The 19,589-nt window shown below is 74.0% G+C and carries 17 protein-coding genes; 13 read left to right on the forward strand and 4 right to left on the reverse strand.

Features of this window, described 5'->3' with window-relative positions; all coding sequences use genetic code 11:
- From ispG to AB0A94_RS32765, 4 genes are all read left to right on the forward strand, one after another.
- On the forward strand, nucleotides 1–942 hold a 942-nt coding region (gene ispG, locus AB0A94_RS32750), incomplete at its 5' end, for a flavodoxin-dependent (E)-4-hydroxy-3-methylbut-2-enyl-diphosphate synthase (RefSeq protein ID WP_361749705.1).
- 136 nt (nucleotides 943–1,078) lie between these two features.
- Nucleotides 1,079–1,927 (forward strand): GNAT family N-acetyltransferase, encoded by an 849-nt coding sequence (locus tag AB0A94_RS32755; RefSeq protein WP_361749707.1) that lies wholly within the window; start codon nucleotides 1,079–1,081, stop codon nucleotides 1,925–1,927.
- A 27-nt stretch (nucleotides 1,928–1,954) separates the two neighbouring features.
- Entirely contained in the window at nucleotides 1,955–2,521 is a 567-nt protein-coding gene (locus AB0A94_RS32760) for a GNAT family N-acetyltransferase (protein ID WP_361749709.1), read from the forward strand.
- Nucleotides 2,522–2,599: 78 nt separating this feature from the next.
- Nucleotides 2,600–4,300 (forward strand): proline--tRNA ligase, encoded by a 1,701-nt coding sequence (locus tag AB0A94_RS32765; RefSeq protein ID WP_361749711.1) that lies wholly within the window; start codon nucleotides 2,600–2,602, stop codon nucleotides 4,298–4,300.
- Nucleotides 4,301–4,363: 63 nt separating this feature from the next.
- Here AB0A94_RS32765 and AB0A94_RS32770 read toward each other — a convergent pair whose 3' ends face one another.
- From AB0A94_RS32770 to AB0A94_RS32785, 4 genes are all read right to left on the reverse strand, one after another.
- Nucleotides 4,364–4,870, reverse strand: a complete 507-nt coding sequence (locus AB0A94_RS32770; protein WP_361749713.1) for a carboxymuconolactone decarboxylase family protein — start codon at nucleotides 4,868–4,870, stop codon at nucleotides 4,364–4,366.
- Nucleotides 4,871–4,961: 91 nt separating this feature from the next.
- Nucleotides 4,962–5,867 (reverse strand): aminoglycoside phosphotransferase family protein, encoded by a 906-nt coding sequence (locus AB0A94_RS32775; RefSeq protein WP_361749715.1) that lies wholly within the window; start codon nucleotides 5,865–5,867, stop codon nucleotides 4,962–4,964.
- Nucleotides 5,868–5,912: 45 nt separating this feature from the next.
- Nucleotides 5,913–6,386, reverse strand: a complete 474-nt coding sequence (locus AB0A94_RS32780) for a ferritin-like domain-containing protein (protein ID WP_217130126.1) — start codon at nucleotides 6,384–6,386, stop codon at nucleotides 5,913–5,915.
- Nucleotides 6,383–6,916: a hypothetical protein gene (locus AB0A94_RS32785; RefSeq protein ID WP_361749717.1), complete on the reverse strand. Its 534-nt coding sequence runs from the start codon at nucleotides 6,914–6,916 to the stop codon at nucleotides 6,383–6,385. The genes AB0A94_RS32780 and AB0A94_RS32785 overlap by 4 nt, the downstream gene beginning before the upstream one ends.
- Before the next feature lie 206 nt (nucleotides 6,917–7,122).
- Here AB0A94_RS32785 and rimP point away from each other — a divergent pair, with 206 nt between their 5' ends.
- From rimP to AB0A94_RS32830, 9 genes are all read left to right on the forward strand, one after another.
- Nucleotides 7,123–7,623, forward strand: a complete 501-nt coding sequence (gene rimP / locus AB0A94_RS32790; RefSeq protein ID WP_217130124.1) for a ribosome maturation factor RimP — start codon at nucleotides 7,123–7,125, stop codon at nucleotides 7,621–7,623.
- Between the two features lie 2 nt (nucleotides 7,624–7,625).
- Nucleotides 7,626–8,624 (forward strand): transcription termination factor NusA, encoded by a 999-nt coding sequence (gene nusA, locus AB0A94_RS32795; protein ID WP_361749719.1) that lies wholly within the window; start codon nucleotides 7,626–7,628, stop codon nucleotides 8,622–8,624.
- A gap of 102 nt (nucleotides 8,625–8,726) precedes the next feature.
- Nucleotides 8,727–9,008: a YlxR family protein gene (locus AB0A94_RS32800; protein WP_361749721.1), complete on the forward strand. Its 282-nt coding sequence runs from the start codon at nucleotides 8,727–8,729 to the stop codon at nucleotides 9,006–9,008.
- 184 nt (nucleotides 9,009–9,192) lie between these two features.
- A complete protein-coding gene (gene infB / locus AB0A94_RS32805) occupies nucleotides 9,193–12,270 on the forward strand; it encodes a translation initiation factor IF-2 (protein ID WP_361749723.1) in 3,078 nt (1,025 codons plus the stop codon).
- Between the two features lie 193 nt (nucleotides 12,271–12,463).
- Nucleotides 12,464–12,757, forward strand: a complete 294-nt coding sequence (locus tag AB0A94_RS32810; RefSeq protein WP_019330973.1) for a DUF503 domain-containing protein — start codon at nucleotides 12,464–12,466, stop codon at nucleotides 12,755–12,757.
- 49 nt (nucleotides 12,758–12,806) lie between these two features.
- Nucleotides 12,807–13,256 carry a 30S ribosome-binding factor RbfA gene (gene rbfA, locus AB0A94_RS32815; protein ID WP_217130120.1) on the forward strand — a complete coding sequence of 150 codons (450 nt, stop codon included), beginning with the start codon at nucleotides 12,807–12,809 and terminating at the stop codon, nucleotides 13,254–13,256.
- Nucleotides 13,253–14,158, forward strand: a complete 906-nt coding sequence (gene truB / locus AB0A94_RS32820; protein WP_361749725.1) for a tRNA pseudouridine(55) synthase TruB — start codon at nucleotides 13,253–13,255, stop codon at nucleotides 14,156–14,158. Before rbfA ends, truB begins: the two co-directional genes overlap by 4 nt.
- A gap of 284 nt (nucleotides 14,159–14,442) precedes the next feature.
- Nucleotides 14,443–18,492 carry a trypsin-like peptidase domain-containing protein gene (locus tag AB0A94_RS32825; RefSeq protein WP_361749727.1) on the forward strand — a complete coding sequence of 1,350 codons (4,050 nt, stop codon included), beginning with the start codon at nucleotides 14,443–14,445 and terminating at the stop codon, nucleotides 18,490–18,492.
- 140 nt (nucleotides 18,493–18,632) lie between these two features.
- Nucleotides 18,633–19,586 (forward strand): bifunctional riboflavin kinase/FAD synthetase, encoded by a 954-nt coding sequence (locus AB0A94_RS32830; protein ID WP_361749729.1) that lies wholly within the window; start codon nucleotides 18,633–18,635, stop codon nucleotides 19,584–19,586.
- Nucleotides 19,587–19,589 lie beyond the last annotated feature (3 nt).

The following is a 19,589-nucleotide window of genomic DNA, read 5'->3' on the forward strand; positions in this document are numbered from 1 at the left end:
CCCACCCAGGACGACGCCGACGCCCTCCCGGTGATCGCCCGCAAGTCGCAGATCCCGGTGATCGCCGACATCCACTTCCAGCCCAAGTACGTCTTCGCCGCGATCGAGGCCGGCTGCGCGGCGGTCCGGGTGAACCCGGGCAACATCAAGCAGTTCGACGACAAGGTCAAGGAGATCGCCAAGGCCGCCAAGGACCACGGCACCCCGATCCGCATCGGCGTGAACGCCGGCTCGCTGGACCGGCGCCTGCTGCAGAAGTACGGCAGGGCGACCCCCGAGGCGCTGGCCGAGTCCGCCCTGTGGGAGGCGTCCCTCTTCGAGGAGCACGACTTCCGGGACATCAAGATCTCCGTGAAGCACAACGACCCGGTCGTCATGGTCGAGGCCTACCGCCAGCTCGCCGCCCAGTGCGACTACCCCCTCCACCTCGGCGTCACCGAGGCCGGCCCCGCCTTCCAGGGCACCATCAAGTCGGCCGTCGCCTTCGGCGCGCTGCTCTCCCAGGGCATCGGCGACACCATCCGCGTGTCGCTGTCGGCCCCGCCGGTCGAGGAGATCAAGGTCGGCATCCAGATCCTGGAGTCGCTCAACCTGCGCCAGCGCGGCCTGGAGATCGTCTCCTGCCCCTCCTGCGGCCGCGCCCAGGTGGACGTGTACAAGCTCGCCGAGGAGGTCACGGCCGGGCTGGAGGGCATGGAGGTGCCGCTGCGGGTCGCCGTCATGGGCTGCGTGGTCAACGGTCCCGGCGAGGCCCGGGAGGCCGACCTGGGTGTCGCCTCCGGCAACGGCAAGGGGCAGATCTTCGTGAAGGGCGAGGTCATCAAGACCGTGCCCGAGTCGAAGATCGTGGAGACGCTGATCGAGGAGGCGATGAAGATCGCCGAGGAGATGGAGAAGGACGGCGTGACGTCGGGCGAGCCGCAGGTGTCGGTGGCCGGCTGACGTGGCCGGCCGGCCCGTCCGGCGCCCGGGGACGGGGCGGGTTCAGGACCGAAGCGGGGTCCGGGGTCGGCGTCCCCCGGATTCCGCGGGTACAGTGCGGAGAAATCAGCAGACCCCAGTGTGTGAGGCCCCGCACGTGTTGACGCAGACCACATCCCGGGTCCTCGAACCGAGCGACCTGGACGCCGCCCTCGCCGTACTCGACCGCGAGCCGGTCGCGAACGCCTTCGTGACGGCCCGCGTCCAGATCGCGGGCCTGGACCCGTGGCGGCTCGGCGGCGAGATGTGGGGCTGGTACGAGGGGGGCGTCCTGACGTCCCTGTGCTACGCCGGCGCCAACCTGGTACCCATCTGCGCCACCCCCCGGGCCGTCCGCGCCTTCGCCGACCGCGCCCGCCGGGCCGGCCGCCGCTGCTCCTCCGTCGTCGGCCCGGCCGAGCCCACCGCCGCGCTCTGGCGGCTGCTCGAACCCCAGTGGGGCCCGGCCCGCGAGGTCCGCACCCACCAGCCCCTCATGGTCACCGACCGCATGTCCGACGTCATAGCCCCGGACCCCTACGTCCGCCGCGTCCGCAAGGACGAGCTGGAGACGATCATGCCGGCGTGCGTGGCGATGTTCACCGAGGAGGTCGGCGTCTCCCCGCTGGCCGGCGACGGCGGCCTGCTCTACCAGGCCCGGGTCGCCGAGCTCGTCGGCGCCGGCCGCTCCTTCGCCCGCTTCGGCAGCGACGGCAAGGTCGTCTTCAAGGCCGAGATCGGCGCCGCGACCGACCGCGCCTGCCAGATCCAGGGCGTCTGGGTGGCCCCCGAGCACCGGGGCAAGGGCGTCGCGGCCCCCGGCATGGCGGCCGTCCTGCGCTACGCCCTGACGGAGATAGCGCCCGTGGCGAGCCTCTACGTCAACGACTTCAACACGCCCGCCCGCAGGACGTACGAGAGGGTGGGCTTCCAGGAGGTCGGCGCCTTCATGAGCGTGCTGTTCTGACCGGCACCGCCCTGTAGTCTCCCCGGCATGGTGCGCTTTCCCGGTCACGGCCGCTCCCACCCCGACGACATCGTGATCGGCCCCCTCGACCTCCCCGGCCACGTCGACGAGGCGCTGGCGGTGCAGGCGGTGGCGTTCGGGCTGGGCCCGGAGGAGGTGGCGGTACGCCGGCAGATCGTGCTGCGCCACATGACCCTCCCGGGCGCCCGGGCCTTCGGCGCCACCGTCAAGGGCCGCCTGGCCGGCTTCGTCTACGGCATGCCCAACGACCGCGCCCACTGGTGGTCCACCGTCGTCGAGCCCTATCTGCGCGCCCGGGGCCACGACGACTGGCTCGACGACTCCTTCGTCATCACCGAGCTGCACGTCCACCCCCGCCACCAGCAGCACGGCATCGGCCGCGCCCTGATCACCACCATCACCGACGGCGCCGAGCAGCCCCGTTCGATCCTCTCCGCGATCGACGTCGAGAGCCCGGCCCGCCGGCTGTACCGCTCGCTCGGCTACCAGGACCTCGCCCGCCAGGTCCACTTCCCCAGCGCCGCCAAGCCGTACGCCGTCATGGGCGCCCCGCTGCCGCTCCTCCGCCGATAGGGACAATGGATTTCCGCCGTCCCGTCCCGCCCGGCTAACCTCCTGTCATCACCCAGACGCAGCAGGAGTACCGAAACCATGGCGAACGCACCGGTCCAGCGCATGTCCCAGTTGATGGCGAAGACGCTGCGCGACGACCCGGCGGACGCCGAGGTCCTCAGCCACAAGCTTCTCGTCCGGGCCGGCTACGTGCGCCGCACCGCCGCCGGCATCTGGACCTGGCTGCCCCTCGGCAAGAAGGTCCTCGCCAACGTCGAGCGCATCGTCCGCGAGGAGATGGACGCCATCGGCGCCCAGGAGGTGCTGCTCCCCGCCCTGCTGCCGCGTGAGCCCTACGACGCCACCGGCCGCTGGGACGAGTACGGCCCCGAACTGTTCCGCCTCCAGGACCGCAAGGGCGGCGACTACCTCCTCGGCCCCACCCACGAGGAGATCTTCACCCTGATGGTGAAGGACCAGGCGTCCTCCTACAAGGACCTGCCGGTGATCCTCTACCAGATCCAGTCCAAGTTCCGGGACGAGGCCCGCCCCCGCGCCGGCATCCTGCGCGGCCGCGAGTTCCTGATGAAGGACTCCTACTCCTTCGACCTGGAGGACGAGGGCCTGGCGAAGTCCTACGCCCTGCACCGCCAGGCGTACCAGAAGGTCTTCGAGCGCCTCGGCCTCGACTACCGCATCTGCGCGGCCACCGCCGGCGCCATGGGCGGCTCCAAGTCCGAGGAGTTCCTCGCCCCCGCCGAGGCCGGCGAGGACACCTTCGCGGACTGCCCGAACTGCGACTTCGCCGCCAACACCGAGGCGGTCGCCTACGAGCTGAAGCCGGTCGACGCCACCGGTGTCCCGGCGGCCGAGGAGATCCCCACCCCCGACACCCCGACCATCGAGACCCTCGCCGCCTCGCTCGGCGTGGACGCCTCGGCCACGCTGAAGAACCTGCTGGTCAAGGTCGACGGCGAGATCGTCGCCGTAGGCGTCCCCGGTGACCGCGAGGTCGACATGGACAAGGTCGAGGCGCACTTCGCCCCGGCCGCCGTGGAACTGGTCACCGAGGCCGACTTCATCGCCCGCCCCGACCTGGTGCGCGGCTACGTCGGTCCGCAGGGCCTGGACAAGGTGACGTACATCGCCGACCCGCGCGTCGCGCCGGGCACCGCCTGGATCACGGGCGCCAACAAGGCCGACACGCACGCGAAGAACGTGGTCGCCGGGCGCGACTTCGAGGTCGACGCGTACGTGGACGTCGTGGTGGTGCAGGAGGGCGACCCCTGCCCCAGGTGCGGCACCGGCCTCAAGCTCGACCGCGCCATCGAGATCGGCCACATCTTCCAGCTGGGCCGCAAGTACGCCGACGCCCTCAAGCTCGACGTCCTCGGCCAGAACGGCAAGCCGGTCCGCGTCACCATGGGCTCCTACGGCATCGGCGTCTCCCGCGCGGTGGCGGCGCTCGCCGAGCAGACCGCCGACGACAAGGGCCTGTGCTGGCCCGCGGAGGTCGCCCCGGCCGACGTCCACGTGGTCGCCGCCGGCAAGGCCCTCCAGACCGAACTCGCCCTCGACGTCTCCGAGAAGCTGTCCGCCGCCGGCCTCCGCGTCCTGGTCGACGACCGCCCCGGCGTCTCCCCGGGCGTGAAGTTCACCGACTCGGAGCTGATCGGCGTTCCGCAGATCCTGGTCGCGGGCCGCCGCGCCGCCGAGGGCGTCGTCGAACTCAAGGACCGCCGCACCGGAGAACGCGAGGAACTCACGGTCGAGGAGGCGGTGACCCGCCTCACGGCGTGACGGCGTCACGGGGCCCGCGCCGGTCGTCCACCGGCACGGGCTCCGGGTCTCACCCGGTCCCTCTCACTTCCAGGGGTCGGTGAAGGACCGGCCGGGCACCGGCTTGGCGACGAGCGCGACGGCGGTGAAGAAGCTGACCTGGCCGATCGCGAACACCAGGGTGGCAAGCGCCTTCGGCTCGTAGTGCTCGGCCACCCGCGCGTACAGCGCGTCGGAGACCCGCTCGCCGTCCGCGGACGGCCGCAGCACGGCCTCCACGAGGGCCAGCGCGGCGCGCTCGGCACCGGTGAAGTACGGCGAGTCCCACCAGGACGCCACCGAGGCGATCCGCTCCTCCGACTGCCCGGCCTTGCGCAGGAAACCCGTGTGCAGGACCGTCAGGTAGGTGCTGCCGGCGATCTGACCGGCGCGCAGCTGGACCAGACTGATCGTGGAGCGCGGCACCGACCCGTTGCCGGTGACCTTGAACAGGGCCGCCGACACCTCCGCCAGCTCGGGAACGAGCTCCGCGGGGTCCTCGGCCATCCGCGGAACCATCGGGATCTCCGCCGTGATCGAACGCGTTTCCATCGCCGTCTCCTCAAGGTCGCTTCGCTTGCTGTCACCGACCTGACGGACCGCGGCGGAGAAGTGTGACGGAGGCCCCGGAGCGAGAACGGCCCTAGAGCCAGCTCGCGAACTCCAGGAGGAGTTCCGCGTCCCGCTCACGGCCCACGCGGCGGGCCCGCACCCCCGACTCCACCGCGCGGAACAGGGTCCAGCCCCGCAGCCGCTCCCGGTCGACCTCCAGCGACTCCGCCAGCCGCTTCACCCGCCGCCGGGTCGTCGTCGCCCCCGACGCCTGCGCGATGAGGTCCTCCACGCGGTCCCGCACCAGCCGGGCCAGGTCGAACGCGTGCTCTCCGACCACCGGGTCGGGCCCCACCGCCAGCCACGGCATGCGCTCCCCGGACAGCACCTTGCTCTGCCGGAACGTCCCGTGCAGCAGCCGGTGCTCGGGCGGCGCCGCCAACAGCTCCTCGCGGGCCGTCAGCGCCGCCTCCACCAGCGGGGCCACCTCCGGGTCGGCCGCCGCGCTCGCCCGCATCGCCCGCGCCTGCCGCTCCGTCCGCTCGGCCACCGTCTCGAAACCGTGTCCGTCCGGCGGGTCCACCCAGAGCCGGCGCAGCGTCCCCGCCGCCTCCAGCAACGCCTTCGCCTCCGGCAGCGACCGCACCGACACGTCCGGGTGCAGCCGCTCCAGCAGCAGCACCCCCTCGGTCGCGCCCGGGACCGGCTCCAGCAACTGGACCGCCCCCAGGCCGCCCCAGTGGGCCAGCGCGGCCCGCTCGCTCTCCGGGCGCGCCCGGCGCGGCGCCAGCTTCAGCACGGCGGGCGTCCCGTCGGCCGTCCGCACCAGCACGACCAGGCTGCTGCGCCCGCCCGGCACCTGCACCCGCTCCACGGTCAACTCACGCTGTGCGACGGCCCCGCGCGCCACCTCCGGCAGCTCCGCCAGCCAGTCGTCGCCCTCGGGCGCCGTCTCACCGAGCGCCCTCACCAGACGCTTCGGCGGTTCGAAAACCATGCGCGAGTCGTTCCCTTCCTGCTGTACGCGGTGTCCGCCGCCCCGTCACGCCGTCGGCGCCGGGGTCCCCGAAGCCGTACCGCCCCGCTCGGCGAGCCCAGGGAAGGCTACGCTCTCGCCGCTCCAGCGCACCGACCGCACCGCCGCCTCCCGCATCGCCTCGGCGGCTCCCCGCCGCCGCTCGCCGCCGCTCGCCCGCACCAGATCGGCGTACACCCCGGCCACCCGGTCCTCCAGCTCCGCCGCCAGCCGGACCGCCGCCGCCGCGTCCGGGACCGGGAACGGCAGCGCGTATCCCGCGGCGGCGGCGACGGGTGCGCCCCCCGCGTCCTTCACCGCGCGCACCAGTGCGTCCCTGCGCGCCCGGTGCGCGTCGTACGCCGTCCGTGCCTCGGTGCGCCGGTCCTTGCCGATCCGCCCGCCGACGACCCCGTAGCCGTACACCGCCGCGTGCTCCGCCGCCAGGGCGGCCTGCAGGGCCCGCAGTTCCCGGTCCTTCGCCTCGCGCGACTCGCTCACCCTCGTGCCTCCGTCAGCAGGTACACATGTGCCGCGCCGGCCGCCGCGACCGAGGCCAGCAGCCGGGCCAGCTCGCCCGGCGCGTCAAGGAGCGCCTCGGTGCGCCGGCCGGAGATCTCCCGCTCGGCGGCGGCGAGTCCGGCGAGGGCGTCCTTCTCCTTCGCGGGCACGGCGGCCGGCGGGGAGGCCGCGGGCGCGCCCGACCCGGACGACGACGGCGACGGCGAGGGCTCCGCCGTGTCCCCGAACGCCTCGGCGTGCCGTACGACCTCCGCGCGCAGCGGCCGCAGCCGCTCCGCCAGCTTCGGATGCGCGGCCACGACCGCGTCGTACCGCTCGGCCAGCTCCCTGCTGTCCCGGGCCGCACGCGCGCGTGCCCGGTCGGCGGCCGAGGGACGGCTGCCGCCGGAGGCACCGGGGTCCTCGGACCCGGCGGAGCAGCCCGCCACCAGCAGGGCCGCCGGGGCGACGGCGAGCAGACTCCTTCTGCGCGGCCCCGAACGGGCGCGCGGGGACGGGGGGAACGACACGGCAGACGTCCTCGGGGGCTCGTACGAACGTAGCGACGAAAAGCGGGGCGCGGGGCCCGTGATCACCGTACCCGTGCGCCCGCGCGGGGGCGCTCAGCGGCACCCTCCGTGACCGGGTGGACGGCAACACCCTCTGCGACCGGATACCCTTTGACCAGACACGCGCACCGTCCCACAACAGCACACGCGGCCGAGGAGTCACCCGGATGAGCACCACCCAGAGCGAGAGGCTTCGAGAACTTCTGGAACCGCTCGTCAGCTCCCAGGGCCTGGACCTCGAAGAGATCGCCGTGGACGCGGTCGGCCGCAAGCGTGTGCTGCGCGTCGTCGTCGACTCCGACACCGGAGCGGACCTCGACCGGATCGCCGATGTGAGCCGCGCGCTCTCGGCGAAGCTCGACGAGACGGACGCGATGGGCGGCGGGGAGTACACCCTCGAGGTCGGGACCCCCGGCGCGGAGCGCCCCCTCACCGAGCACCGGCACTACGTGCGCGCCACCGGCCGCCTGGTCCGGTTCCAGCTGGCCGAGGGCGGCGAACTGGTCGCCAGGATCCTCGAGGCGGACGACGACGGCCTCGACCTCGAGGTGCCCGGGGTGAAGGGCCGCAAGGCCACCACGCGCAGACTCGCCTTCGACGACATCACCAGGGCGCGCGTCCAGGTCGAGTTCAACCGCAAGGACAACGAGAAGGAAGAGGAGGCGTAATCGTGGACATCGACATGAGTGCACTTCGGCTCTTGGTGAGGGAGAAGGAGATCTCCCTCGACCTGCTGGTCGAAGCGATCGAATCGGCCCTCCTCATCGCCTATCACCGCACCGAGGGAAGCCGCCGGCACGCGCGCGTGGAGCTCAACCGGGAGACCGGGCATGTGACCGTGTGGGCGAAGGAGGACCCCGAGGACCTCGAGGAGGGCCAGGAGGCCCGCGCGTTCGACGACACCCCGTCCGGCTTCGGCCGTATCGCCGCCACCACGGCCAAGCAGGTCATCCTGCAGCGCCTGCGCGACGCCGAGGACGACGCGACGCTCGGCGAGTACGCCGGCCGCGAGGGCGACATCGTCACCGGCGTGGTCCAGCAGGGCCGCGACCCGAAGAACGTGCTGGTCGACATCGGCAAGCTGGAGGCCATCCTGCCGGTGCAGGAGCAGGTGCCCGGCGAGACCTATCCGCACGGCATGCGGCTGCGCAGCTACGTCGTCCGGGTGGCCAAGGGGGTGCGCGGCCCGTCCGTCACCCTGTCGCGCACGCACCCCAACCTGGTGAAGAAGCTCTTCGCCCTGGAGGTGCCGGAGATCGCCGACGGGTCCGTCGAGATCTCCGCGATCGCCCGCGAGGCCGGCCACCGCACCAAGATCGCCGTACGCTCCACCCGCTCGGGCCTGAACGCCAAGGGCGCCTGCATCGGCCCCATGGGCGGCCGGGTGCGCAACGTCATGGGCGAGCTGAACGGCGAGAAGATCGACATCGTCGACTGGTCCGACGACCCGGCCGAGATGGTGGCGAACGCGCTGTCGCCGGCCCGGGTCTCCAAGGTGGAGATCGTCGACATGTCGGCCCGGTCCGCCCGGGTCATCGTGCCGGACTACCAGCTGTCCCTGGCGATCGGCAAGGAGGGGCAGAACGCCCGCCTCGCCGCCCGGCTGACCGGCTGGCGGATCGACATCCGGCCGGACACGGAACAGACCGGGGAACGGTCCGGGGAATAGATCCAGGCCGCAGGTCGCTGAGATCACGACAGCTTTGCGCGCGGCAAGTGTTCGATTCTTGCCCCAAAGGGGTGAGGTCGGCCGGGGGAGGTAGACTGAGGAGTGTCTGGCCGGACACGTGCTGGCGTATGCCCCGAGCGCACCTGCGTGGGGTGCCGGGAGCGAGCGGTCAAGAGCGAGCTGCTGCGCATCGTGGTGACCGAGGACGCGTGCGTCCCCGATCCTCGCGGTACGCTGCCCGGCCGGGGTGCCTATGTGCATCCCGTCCCGGTCTGTCTCGACCAGGCAGTGCGCCGCAGGGCGTTCCCGCGGGCGCTCCGCGTCCCGGGACCGCTCGACGTAAAGGCGTTGCGCCTCTACGTCGAGCAGGCACAAGGTTGCTGAGCAGCGGCTGACCGCCGGCTGGACAGGCAACACGTAAGAACATGCCGCACGGAAGCCCCGTGCGGTCTGGTACCTCGCGAGTCGAAAGCAGGTCGAGATTGCGATGAGCACTCGATGAGTACGCGATGAGTACGCCCATGAACTAGCGACGGTCCGGACGCAACCCGGACCTCAAAGGAGCGAAGTGGCTAAGGTCCGGGTCTACGAACTCGCCAAGGAGTTCGGTGTGGAGAGCAAGGTCGTCATGGCCAAGCTCCAGGAACTCGGTGAATTCGTCCGTTCGGCGTCTTCGACCATCGAAGCGCCCGTAGTACGCAAGCTGACCGACGCCTTCCAGCAGGGCGGGGGCAACGGCAAGTCCGCCGCGAAGCCCGGCGCGCCCCGCAAGGCGGCCCCCAGGCCCGCCGCGCCCTCTCCGGCGCAGGCGGCTCGTCCGGGTCCGGCTGCCCCGAAGCCGCCGGCCGCGCCCAAGCCCGCCGCGGCCCAGCCGCCGGCGGCTCCGACGGCCCCGTCCGCGCCCGCGCCGGCGGCCTCGGGTCCGCGTCCGACGCCGGGCCCGCGCCCCGCGCCGCGTCCGGCTCCGGCGGCTCCGGAGTTCCAGGCCCCGCCCGCGGCGGCGGCTCCGGCTCCGGCTCCGTCCGGTCCGAAGCCCGGCGGCGCGCGTCCCGGTGCCCCCAAGCCCGGCGGTCGTCCCGCCGGTCAGGGTGGTCAGGGTCAGGGCGGCCAGGGCCGTCCGGCCGGTCAGGGTCAGCGTCCCGGTGGCGGCGCCCCGCGTCCGGGCGGTCGCCCGGCCGGTCCGCGTCCCGGTAACAACCCCTTCACCTCCGGTGGCTCCACCGGCATGGCCCGTCCGCAGGCTCCGCGTCCGCAGGGCGCGCGTCCCGGTCCGGGCGGCCCCGGTGGTCCCGGTGGTGCCGGTCCCCGTCCGCAGGCCCCCGGTGGCCAGGGTGGCGGCGGTCCGCGTCCGCAGGCTCCGGGCGGGCAGCGCCCGACCCCGGGCTCGATGCCGCGTCCGCAGGGCGGTCCCCGTCCCGGTGGCGGCCCCGGCGGTCCGCGTCCGAACCCCGGCATGATGCCGCAGCGTCCCGCTGCCGGCCCGCGTCCCGGCGGTGGCCCCGGCGGCCGCGGCCCGGGCGGTGCGGGTCGTCCCGGCGGTGCCGGCCGTCCCGGTGGCGGCGGCTTCGCCGGCCGTCCGGGTGGCGGCGGCGGTGCCGGTCGTCCCGGTACCGGCGGCGGCTTCGCCGGCCGTCCCGGCGGCGGTGGCGGCGGCTTCGGCGGCGGCGGTGGCCGTCCCGGCTTCGGCGGCCGTCCCGGCGGTCCCGGTGGCCGCGGTGGCACGCAGGGCGCCTTCGGCCGTCCCGGCGGTCCCGCGCGTCGTGGCCGCAAGTCGAAGCGGCAGAGGCGCCAGGAGTACGAGGCCATGCAGGCCCCGTCGGTCGGCGGCGTGATGCTGCCTCGCGGCAGCGGCGAGACCATTCGCCTGTCGCGCGGTGCGTCGCTCACCGACTTCGCGGAGAAGATCAACGCCAACCCGGCGTCGCTCGTCGCGGTCATGATGAACCTCGGCGAGATGGTCACCGCGACCCAGTCCGTCTCCGACGAGACGCTCCAGCTCCTCGCGGACGAGATGAACTACACCGTTCAGATCGTCAGCCCGGAGGAGGAGGACCGCGAGCTGCTCGAGTCCTTCGACCTGGAGTTCGGCGAGGACGAGGGCGACGAGGAGGACCTGGTGGTCCGCCCGCCGGTCGTCACCGTCATGGGTCACGTCGACCACGGAAAGACCCGCCTCCTCGACGCCATCCGCAAGACGAACGTCATCGCGGGCGAGGCCGGCGGCATCACCCAGCACATCGGTGCCTACCAGGTCACGACCGAGGTCAACGAAGAGGATCGCAAGATCACCTTCATCGACACCCCGGGTCACGAGGCGTTCACCGCCATGCGTGCCCGTGGTGCGAAGTCGACCGACATCGCGATCCTGGTCGTCGCGGCCAACGACGGCGTCATGCCGCAGACGGTCGAGGCGCTCAACCACGCCAAGGCGGCCGACGTCCCGATCGTCGTCGCGGTCAACAAGATCGACGTCGAGGGTGCCGACCCGACCAAGGTGCGCGGTCAGCTGACCGAGTACGGCCTGGTGGCCGAGGAGTACGGCGGCGACACCATGTTCGTCGACATCTCCGCCAAGCAGGGTCTGCACATCGACAGCCTCCTCGAGGCCGTCATCCTCACCGCGGACGCCTCGCTCGACCTGCGGGCCAACCCCACGCAGGACGCGCAGGGCATCTCGATCGAGTCCCGGCTCGACCGCGGCCGCGGTGCCGTGGCGACCGTCCTCGTCCAGCGAGGCACCCTGCGGGTCGGCGACACGATGGTGGTGGGCGACGCCTACGGCCGCGTGCGCGCCATGCTCGACGACAACGGCAACAACGTCGCCGAGGCGGGCCCGTCGACGCCGGTCCAGGTCCTGGGCCTGACCAACGTCCCGGGTGCGGGCGACAACTTCATCGTCGTCGACGAGGACCGTACGGCCCGTCAGATCGCCGAGAAGCGCGCCGCCCGTGAGCGCAACGCCGCGTTCGCCAAGCGCACGCGCCGCGTGTCCCTCGAGGACCTGGACAAGGTGCTCAAGGCCGGCGAGGTCCAGCAGCTGAACCTGATCATCAAGGGTGACGCTTCCGGATCCGTCGAGGCGCTCGAGTCCTCGCTGCTCCAGCTGGACGTCGGCGAAGAGGTCGACATCCGCGTCCTGCACCGCGGCGTCGGTGCGGTCACGGAGTCCGACATCGACCTGGCGATGGGCTCCGACGCCATCGTGATCGGCTTCAACGTGCGCGCCGCCGGGCGGGCACAGCAGATGGCCGAGCGCGAAGGCGTGGACGTCCGGTACTACTCGGTCATCTACCAGGCGATCGAGGAGATCGAGGCGGCCCTCAAGGGCATGCTCAAGCCGGAGTACGAAGAGGTCGAGCTCGGCACGGCGGAGATCCGCGAGGTCTTCCGCTCGTCCAAGCTGGGCAACATCGCGGGTGTGCTCATCCGCTCCGGCGAGGTCAGGCGCAACACCAAGGCGCGCCTGCTGCGCGATGGCAAGGTCATCGCGGAGAACCTCAACATCGAGGGTCTGCGTCGCTTCAAGGACGACGTCACCGAGATCCGCGAAGGCTTCGAGGGCGGTATCAACCTCGGGAACTTCAACGACATCAAGGTCGACGACGTCATCGCGACGTACGAGATGCGCGAGAAGCCGCGGGCGTAACACCCCACGGTGCGTACCGGCCGGCGGGACCCACCCGGGTCCCGCCGGCCGGCGCGCGTGTGCGCGGCGGTGCGGTCGGCGGAGCGCAATATCCGTCGATCGCCCCGCCCCCTTCGTTGTACGGTTCTGATGTCCCTGCCCACCACGGATGGCGGGGCCATCGATCCCGTACCGGCGGGTGAACCGGTTGCACATGTATGTGGGGACGCTGTCCTTCGACCTCCTCCTCGGCGACGTACATTCGCTGAAGGAGAAGCGCTCCGTCGTCCGCCCGATCGTCGCCGAGCTCCAGCGCAAGTACGCGGTGAGCGCGGCCGAGGTGGACCACATGAACCTCCATCGCAGGGCGGTCATCGGCCTGGCCATGGTGTCCGGCGACGCGGGGCACCTGAGCGACGTACTGGACCGGTGCGAGCGGCTGGTCGCCGGGCGCCCCGAGGTGGAGCTGCTGTCCGTCAGGCGGCGCTTCCACGGCGAAGACGACTGACGACCACAGCCCAGAGACACGCAGACAGGAAAGAACGGGAGACGGACCAGTGGCCGACAACGCGCGGGCGAAAAGGCTGGCGGACCTCATCCGAGAGGTGGTGGCCCAGAAGCTGCAGCGCGGGATCAAGGACCCGCGGCTCGGCTCGCACGTCACCATCACGGACACCCGGGTCACGGGTGACCTCAGGGAGGCGACCGTCTTCTACACGGTGTACGGGGACGAGGAGGAGCGCAAGGCCGCCGCGGCGGGCCTGGAGAGCGCCAAGGGCGTCCTGCGCTCCGAGGTGGGCCGGGCGGCGGGCGTGAAGTTCACGCCGACCCTGGCCTTCGTCATGGACGCGCTCCCGGACACGGCCCGCACCATCGAGGACCTCCTCGACAAGGCGCGCCAGTCCGACGCCAAGGTGCGCGAGGCGTCCGCGGGCGCCGCGTACGCCGGCGAGGCCGACCCGTACCGCAAGCCGGGCGACGACGAGACGGACGACACCGCCGAATGACGCAGAAGCACACCACGCCCGACGGCCTTGTCATCGTCGACAAGCCGTCGGGCTTCACTTCGCACGACGTGGTCGCCAAGATGCGCGGCATCGCGCGCACCCGGCGCGTCGGCCACGCCGGCACCCTCGACCCGATGGCGACGGGCGTCCTCGTCCTCGGCGTCGAGCGGGCGACCAAGCTCCTCGGCCACCTCGCGCTGACCGAGAAGGAGTACCTGGGCACCATCCGGCTCGGGCAGAACACGCTCACCGACGACGCCGAGGGGGAGATCACCTCCTCCACCGACGCCTCCGCGGTCACCCGCGAGGCCGTCGACGCCGTCGTCGCCGGGCTGACCGGCGCCATCATGCAGGTGCCGTCCAGGGTCAGCGCCATCAAGATCAACGGGGTGCGCTCCTACAAGCGGGCCCGGGAGGGCGAGGAGTTCGACATCCCCGCCCGGCCGGTCACCGTCTCCTCGTTCTCCGTGTACGACGTCCGGGAGGCGGTCGCCGAGGACGGCACCCCGGTGCTGGACCTGGTGGTGTCGGTCGTCTGCTCCTCCGGCACCTACATCCGCGCCCTCGCCCGCGACCTGGGCGCGGGACTGGGCGTCGGCGGGCACCTCACCGCGCTGCGCCGCACCCGCGTCGGCCCGTACAAGCTGGACTCCGCGAGGACGCTGGACCAGCTCCAGCAGGAGCTGACGGTGATGCCGATCGCCGAGGCCGCCACGGCCGCGTTCCCGCGCTGGGACGTCGACGACCGGCGGGCCAGGCTGCTCACCAACGGGGTGCGCCTGGAGATGCCCGAGGAGTACGCCGGTTCCGGAGCCGTGGCCGTGTTCGGCCCCGGGGGCCGGTTCCTGGCGCTCGTCGAGGAGCAGCGGGGCAAGGCCAGGAGCCTGGCCGTCTTCGGCTGACCGCTTCCGCGGATCCGTCCGTGGAGCGGCGTCACGGGGACGGACGTGACGCCGCTCCACGGCCCCCCTCGGTTCCCCCACCCCTAGGGTGTATCCATCCACCCCCGCCTGTTCACCCGTAAGTGCGGGCGCTCGGAGTGAAGCGGGGGAGCGGAAGGGGGCGCGTTCACCGGGCGATCTGTCCCGGTGATCATCCCGGCCCTACTGTCGCAGCCAAGGGCACGGATGCGCGACGGGAGGCTTCGACGATGCCGTCCCCCTACGAACCCCGTGACGGACGGGACATGCCGGACGGGACCCCAGGCCCGTCCGATGTCCTGGTCCGCCTGCACGACCTCGCCGGCCGGCCGCGCGGAACCGGCTTCGTGGCCGATCACCACGGCACGGTGCTCACCAGCCACGAGGCGGTCGACGGCCTGCCCCGGATCGTGCTGTACGCGGCGGGCGACCGCCGGTGCGTGGTGACCGCGGACGCGGTGACCCCGCTGCCCGCGCTCGGCCTGGCCCTGGTCCGCAGCGAAGGGCTCGGCCTCGCCCCGCTGCCGGTCACCGCGCGGCGCACCGTCCGGCCCGGCACCTATGTGCGGATCGCCGCCGGAGGCTGGCGCGAGGCGCGCGTGCTGGGCACGAGCGCCGTGACCTACACCGCCACCGACCGCGCGTACCCCCTCGGCGACGCCCTGGAGCTGGCGGTCGGCACCGCGGGCCGGGACGCGCTGCGGCTCGGCGGCGCCGCCGTCGGCGGTCCGGTGCTCGACGCCACCACCAACGCCGTGCTCGGCGTCCTCGGCACCGCGCTCCGCTCGGACGACCGCGACGGGGGCTTCGCCGTACCGCTGCCTCCCCCCGCCTCCACCGGGGGACCGCTCGCCGAGCTGCTCGCCGAGAACGCGGCGACGGTCCCGGCCCACGGAGCCGACCTCAACCTCGCCGGGCTGGTGCAGCTCACGGCCTGCTCGGCCGAAGGGGAAGGGCCGGCCGGCGCCGTGGGGTCCGTCGGCCGGTCCGCTGCGCGCGCGGGGTCCTCCTCGGTCGGACGGGACGGGCCGCCCGGTGCCGTGGAGCCCGTCGTCCGGCCCGCCGTACTCGCGGAGTTCGCCGCGTTCGAGCGGGGCGAGGCCGCCGTGCTGGGCCTGGTCGGGCCGCCCGGCAGCGGTCGTACGACGCAACTCGCGGCGCTCGCCGCCCGCCGTCACCGCGCGGGCCTGCCCACGCTCCGGCTGCGCGGTGCCGACCTGGACGAGGGCGACGGCTCGGTCGCGGACGCCGCCCGCCGGGCACTGGACCGGGCCGCCATCGTCGTCGCCGCCTCCCGCATCCCGTTCCCGGCCGGCCCGGACGCCCTCGGCGACGTGAGCCCGGAGCACCTGGCCGGGTTCGCCCGCACGGCCGGCCGGTCCCTGCTGCTGCTCCTCGACGGTCCCGAGGAGACCCTGCTCGACAGGCAGGCCGAGTGGGCCGCCGGGACCGCGCGGTGGCTGCGGACGACGGGAGCCCGGCTGGTGGTGGCGTGCCGCGCGGAGCACTGGGAGGAGGCGGGGTTCCCGGAGGAGCTGCTGCACGCCGGCGCACCCCGCACCGACGGGCTCCCCGCCTGCGTGGCCCTCGGCGACCTCACCGCCGAGGAGGCCCACGAGGCGCGTGCCCGCCACGGCATCCCCGCGGGCGCGGTCGTCGGCACCGACGCCCGCCACCCCCTGACCCTGCGGATGCTCGCGGACATCCGGTCCGCCCTCGCCGGTACCGCCCTCGCCGGCACCGTCCCCGACGCCCCCGTCGACCGCGACGACGTCTTCTCGGCCCACCTGGACCTGGTGTGCCTGCGGATCGCCGTCCGCCTCGCCGACGGGAACGGCATCCGCGGCACCGCCGTACGCCGGCTCGCCGCCAAGGTCGCCGGGCAGGTGCACGAGGCCGCCCGGCGCAGCCTCGGCACGGGCGCGCTGGACCGGGAGACGTTCGACGCGGTGTTCCCCCGGGGGCCCGCCCCCGGCCGGCTCGGCGGCGGCACCGGCTGGGCCTCGGCCGTGCTCGCCGAGGGGCTCCTCGTCCCGGCCGGGACGACCGGCTACCGGTTCGCGGACGAGGAGCTGGCCGACTGGCTCCACGGCACCCACCTCGACGTGGACGACGCCCTGCGCGCCCTGGTCCACACCGCCCCCACCACCCCGGCCACCCACGACGACCGCACCCCGCGGCCCGCTGCCGCCGAGGACGGCCCCACGCCGCCCGGCCACCGGACCGGGCCCGCCGCCGCTCCCGGCGACCGGGACGCCGCCGAGGGCTCTCTTCCGCCGGCCGCCCGCAGGACCGGCGCGGCCGACGGGCGCCGCACCGTGCCGGCCGCCCGGGCCGCCTCCGGCGACCGGGACTCCGCCGGAGTTCCCCTCCCGCCGTCCGGCCGCCGGGCCGGGCCGGTGGCTGATCGCCGTGCTCTGCCCGCTGTCGCCTTCGACCCCTGGACCGTGGTCGGTCCCGACCCCTGGGCCGTCGCCGACACCGACTACCGGCCCGCCGACGACGGCCTTCTCCCGACGCGGTCCTTCCACCGCGGCGGTGCGGCGCCCGGCACCCACCCGGGAACCGCCGCCGATGACGGCGGGACGGATGCGGCGGCCGGCCCGGGGCCCGCGGTCGACGGCGGCGCGGCCGTCGGACGCCCGCCACTGCCCGCCGTCGCTCCCGGCGCACGGCCACGGGCCGCGGCCGGCCTCCGTCTCCCCCCGGCCGGCCGTCGGGCCGCCCCCGACGCCGAAGCCGTCCTCCCGGCCGCCGCCCCCGTCCCGCACCACCGCGTCGGTGTCGTCGTCGAGGCCCTGCTGTTCCTCGCGCGGCGGTACGGGAACCGGCGGCTCTCCTCGCGGCTCGTGGAGCTGGTGCACGCCCTCGACGCCGCTCCGGGGTCCTGGTGGGCCGCCCGCCTGCTCGGCGGAACCCTCACACGCGTGGCCGACGCGACGCCGTACACGGACGTGCTGCGGCTGCTGGCCGACCGTCTCGTGGCCTGGCGGGAGCAGGGGCGGGGCGTGCCGCCGGAGCTGGGGCCCGCCTTCTGGGCCGCGCTCCGGCTGCCGTTGGAAACGCGGTGCGCGCTGCTGCGCCGGCTCGTCCACGCCGACGGCCCTCCGCGCGGGAACGGGCCCCGCTTCCTCGACGCCGCCGCCCGGCTGCTCGCCACCGACCCCGTCGCCGTACCGCCGTACCTCATCCGCTGGTTCGAGGACGAGCGGCCGCTGCCCGCCACCCCGCACGCCACCGTGGCGACCGCCGCGCAGGCGCTCCTGCACACCCACCGGCACGCGGCCCCGGACGCGTTGACGGAAGCGCTCGCCGACAGCGCGCACCCGCGGGCCGACCAGCTGCTCACCGTGCTGACGGAGGAGGAGCCCGCCGCGATGTGCAGGGCCGTCGACCGGTGGGCGAAGGACGCACGGCCCGCACGCCGGGCCACGGCCGTCGCCTACGGACTGCGGGTCGCGCCGTACGCGTGCGACGACGCCGACCGCGCCCTGCTGCGGTACGCGGCGCTCGCCGTCCTCGTCCGCACCGCCGACCGCGAGCTGCACGGCGGCGCCCTCGCCCTCCTCGTGCGCGACCCGAACAGCAGGGAGCGCCACCTCCCGCGGGCCCTGGAGCGCTTCGCGGCCGGCGATCCCCACCTCCCGCCGAGCGCGCTCGTCCCCGCCCTCGACACCCACCCGGAGCCCGTCCTCGACGCCTTCCGGGCCAGGCTCGGCGGAGCCGGCGCGGGCGAGGCGTTCCGCGTCCTCGCCGACGCCGCCCCACCCGCCCTGGCCCGCCCGGTCGCCGCACTCGTCCGGGAGGCGGTGCGGCGGCGGCCGGAGCTGACGGGACCCGTGACCGCGTACGCCGACGGGCGGCTGGAGGGGGGCCCGGCCGCCCGCGCCGTACTGAGGACCCTGCTCACCGGCCTGCTCGACGACGGCCCGCAACCACTCCGAGTGGCCCTCGCCGGCGTCCTCGCCGGCCCCGGGACACCGGCCTCCCGCCCGCTGCGCCGCGAACTGCTGGACACCCTGCTCGCCCGCGAGTCCGACCCCGCCGTCCTGGAGGCGGTGCTGCGCGCCGCGGCCCGGAACACCGGCCCCGAGCCGCGCGTCCTCGTCCACCGCACCGGGCTGCTCCTCGTCCGCACCACGGAGGGCGCCGCCCGCTTCGACCGCTGCCTGGACGACCTGGGCCGTCAGGTGCCGGGCTTCGCCGCCGCCCTGGCCGGCTGGCTGACCGACGCCCCGGGCGAGTGGGCCGTGCTGGTCGGACCCGCCACCCGCCGGACGATCGAGAACCTGGCCGGCACGGGCGTCCCCGCTTGACCCCGGCCGGCACGTGCCCCCGTCACACCGCCCCCATGCCGATGCGAACCCCCGGCATACGGCATGGCACCCTTAGAGCTGCGCGGAGAAGTCCGCGGACCCGGGTTCGTCCGACGAGGTTTCGACAAGGAGCAGGCACAGTGCAGCGCTGGCGTGGCTTGGAGGACATCCCCCAGGACTGGGGGCGCAGCGTCGTCACCATCGGCTCCTACGACGGAGTCCACCGCGGGCACCAGCTGATCATCCGGCATGCCGTGGACCGCGCCCGGGACCTCGGCGTCCCCGCCGTCGTCGTCACCTTCGACCCGCACCCCAGCGAGGTCGTCCGCCCCGGCAGCCACCCCCCGCTGCTCGCCCCGCACCACCGGCGCGCCGAACTCATGGCCGACCTCGGCGTCGACGCGGTCCTCATCCTGCCCTTCACCACCGAGTTCTCGAAGCTGTCCGCCGCCGACTTCGTCGTCAAGGTGCTGGTCGACAAGCTGCACGCCAAGGCGGTCGTCGAGGGCCCCAACTTCCGCTTCGGCCACAAGGCCGCGGGCACCGTGGAGTTCCTCGCCGAGCAGGGCCGGGTCTACGACTTCGACGTCGAGGTCGTCGACCTGTACGTGTCCGGTGAGGCGGGCGGCGGCGAGCCGTTCTCCTCCACGCTCACCCGCCGCCTGGTCGCCGAGGGCGAGGTCGAGGGCGCCGCCGAGATCCTGGGCCGCCCGCACCGGGTGGAGGGCGTCGTCGTCCGGGGCGCCCAGCGCGGCCGCGACCTGGGCTTCCCCACGGCCAACGTCGAGACCCTCCCGCACACCGCGATCCCCGCCGACGGCGTCTACGCCGGCTGGCTGCACGCCCAGGGCGAGGCCATGCCGGCCGCGATCTCCGTCGGCACCAACCCCCAGTTCGACGGCACCGAGCGCACGGTCGAGGCGTACGCCATCGACCGCGTCGACCTCGACCTGTACGGGCTCCACGTCGCCGTCGACTTCCTGGCCTTCGTGCGCGGTCAGGCGAAGTTCGACACGCTGGAGGCGCTGCTGGAGCAGATGGCCGAGGACGTCGAGCGCTGCAAGGACCTCGTGGCCGCGGCCGGGAAGCCGTAGCCG

The sequence above is a fragment of the Streptomyces sp. NPDC044984 genome (genome assembly GCF_040646935.1).
GTDB lineage: Bacteria > Actinomycetota > Actinomycetes > Streptomycetales > Streptomycetaceae > Streptomyces.

Excerpts from the sequence above, each read along its gene's own strand:
- AB0A94_RS32760 (WP_361749709.1), top strand. The coding sequence starts at position 1,955 with ATGGTGCGCTTTCCCGGTCACGGCCGCTCCCACCCCGACGACATCGTG.
- AB0A94_RS32765 (WP_361749711.1), top strand. The coding sequence starts at position 2,600 with ATGGCGAACGCACCGGTCCAGCGCATGTCCCAGTTGATGGCGAAGACG.
- AB0A94_RS32770 (WP_361749713.1), bottom strand. The coding sequence starts at position 4,870 with ATGGAAACGCGTTCGATCACGGCGGAGATCCCGATGGTTCCGCGGATG.
- AB0A94_RS32775 (WP_361749715.1), bottom strand. The coding sequence starts at position 5,867 with ATGGTTTTCGAACCGCCGAAGCGTCTGGTGAGGGCGCTCGGTGAGACG.
- rimP (WP_217130124.1), top strand. The coding sequence starts at position 7,123 with ATGAGCACCACCCAGAGCGAGAGGCTTCGAGAACTTCTGGAACCGCTC.
- AB0A94_RS32810 (WP_019330973.1), top strand. The coding sequence starts at position 12,464 with ATGTATGTGGGGACGCTGTCCTTCGACCTCCTCCTCGGCGACGTACAT.
- truB (WP_361749725.1), top strand. The coding sequence starts at position 13,253 with ATGACGCAGAAGCACACCACGCCCGACGGCCTTGTCATCGTCGACAAG.
- AB0A94_RS32825 (WP_361749727.1), top strand. The coding sequence starts at position 14,443 with ATGCCGGACGGGACCCCAGGCCCGTCCGATGTCCTGGTCCGCCTGCAC.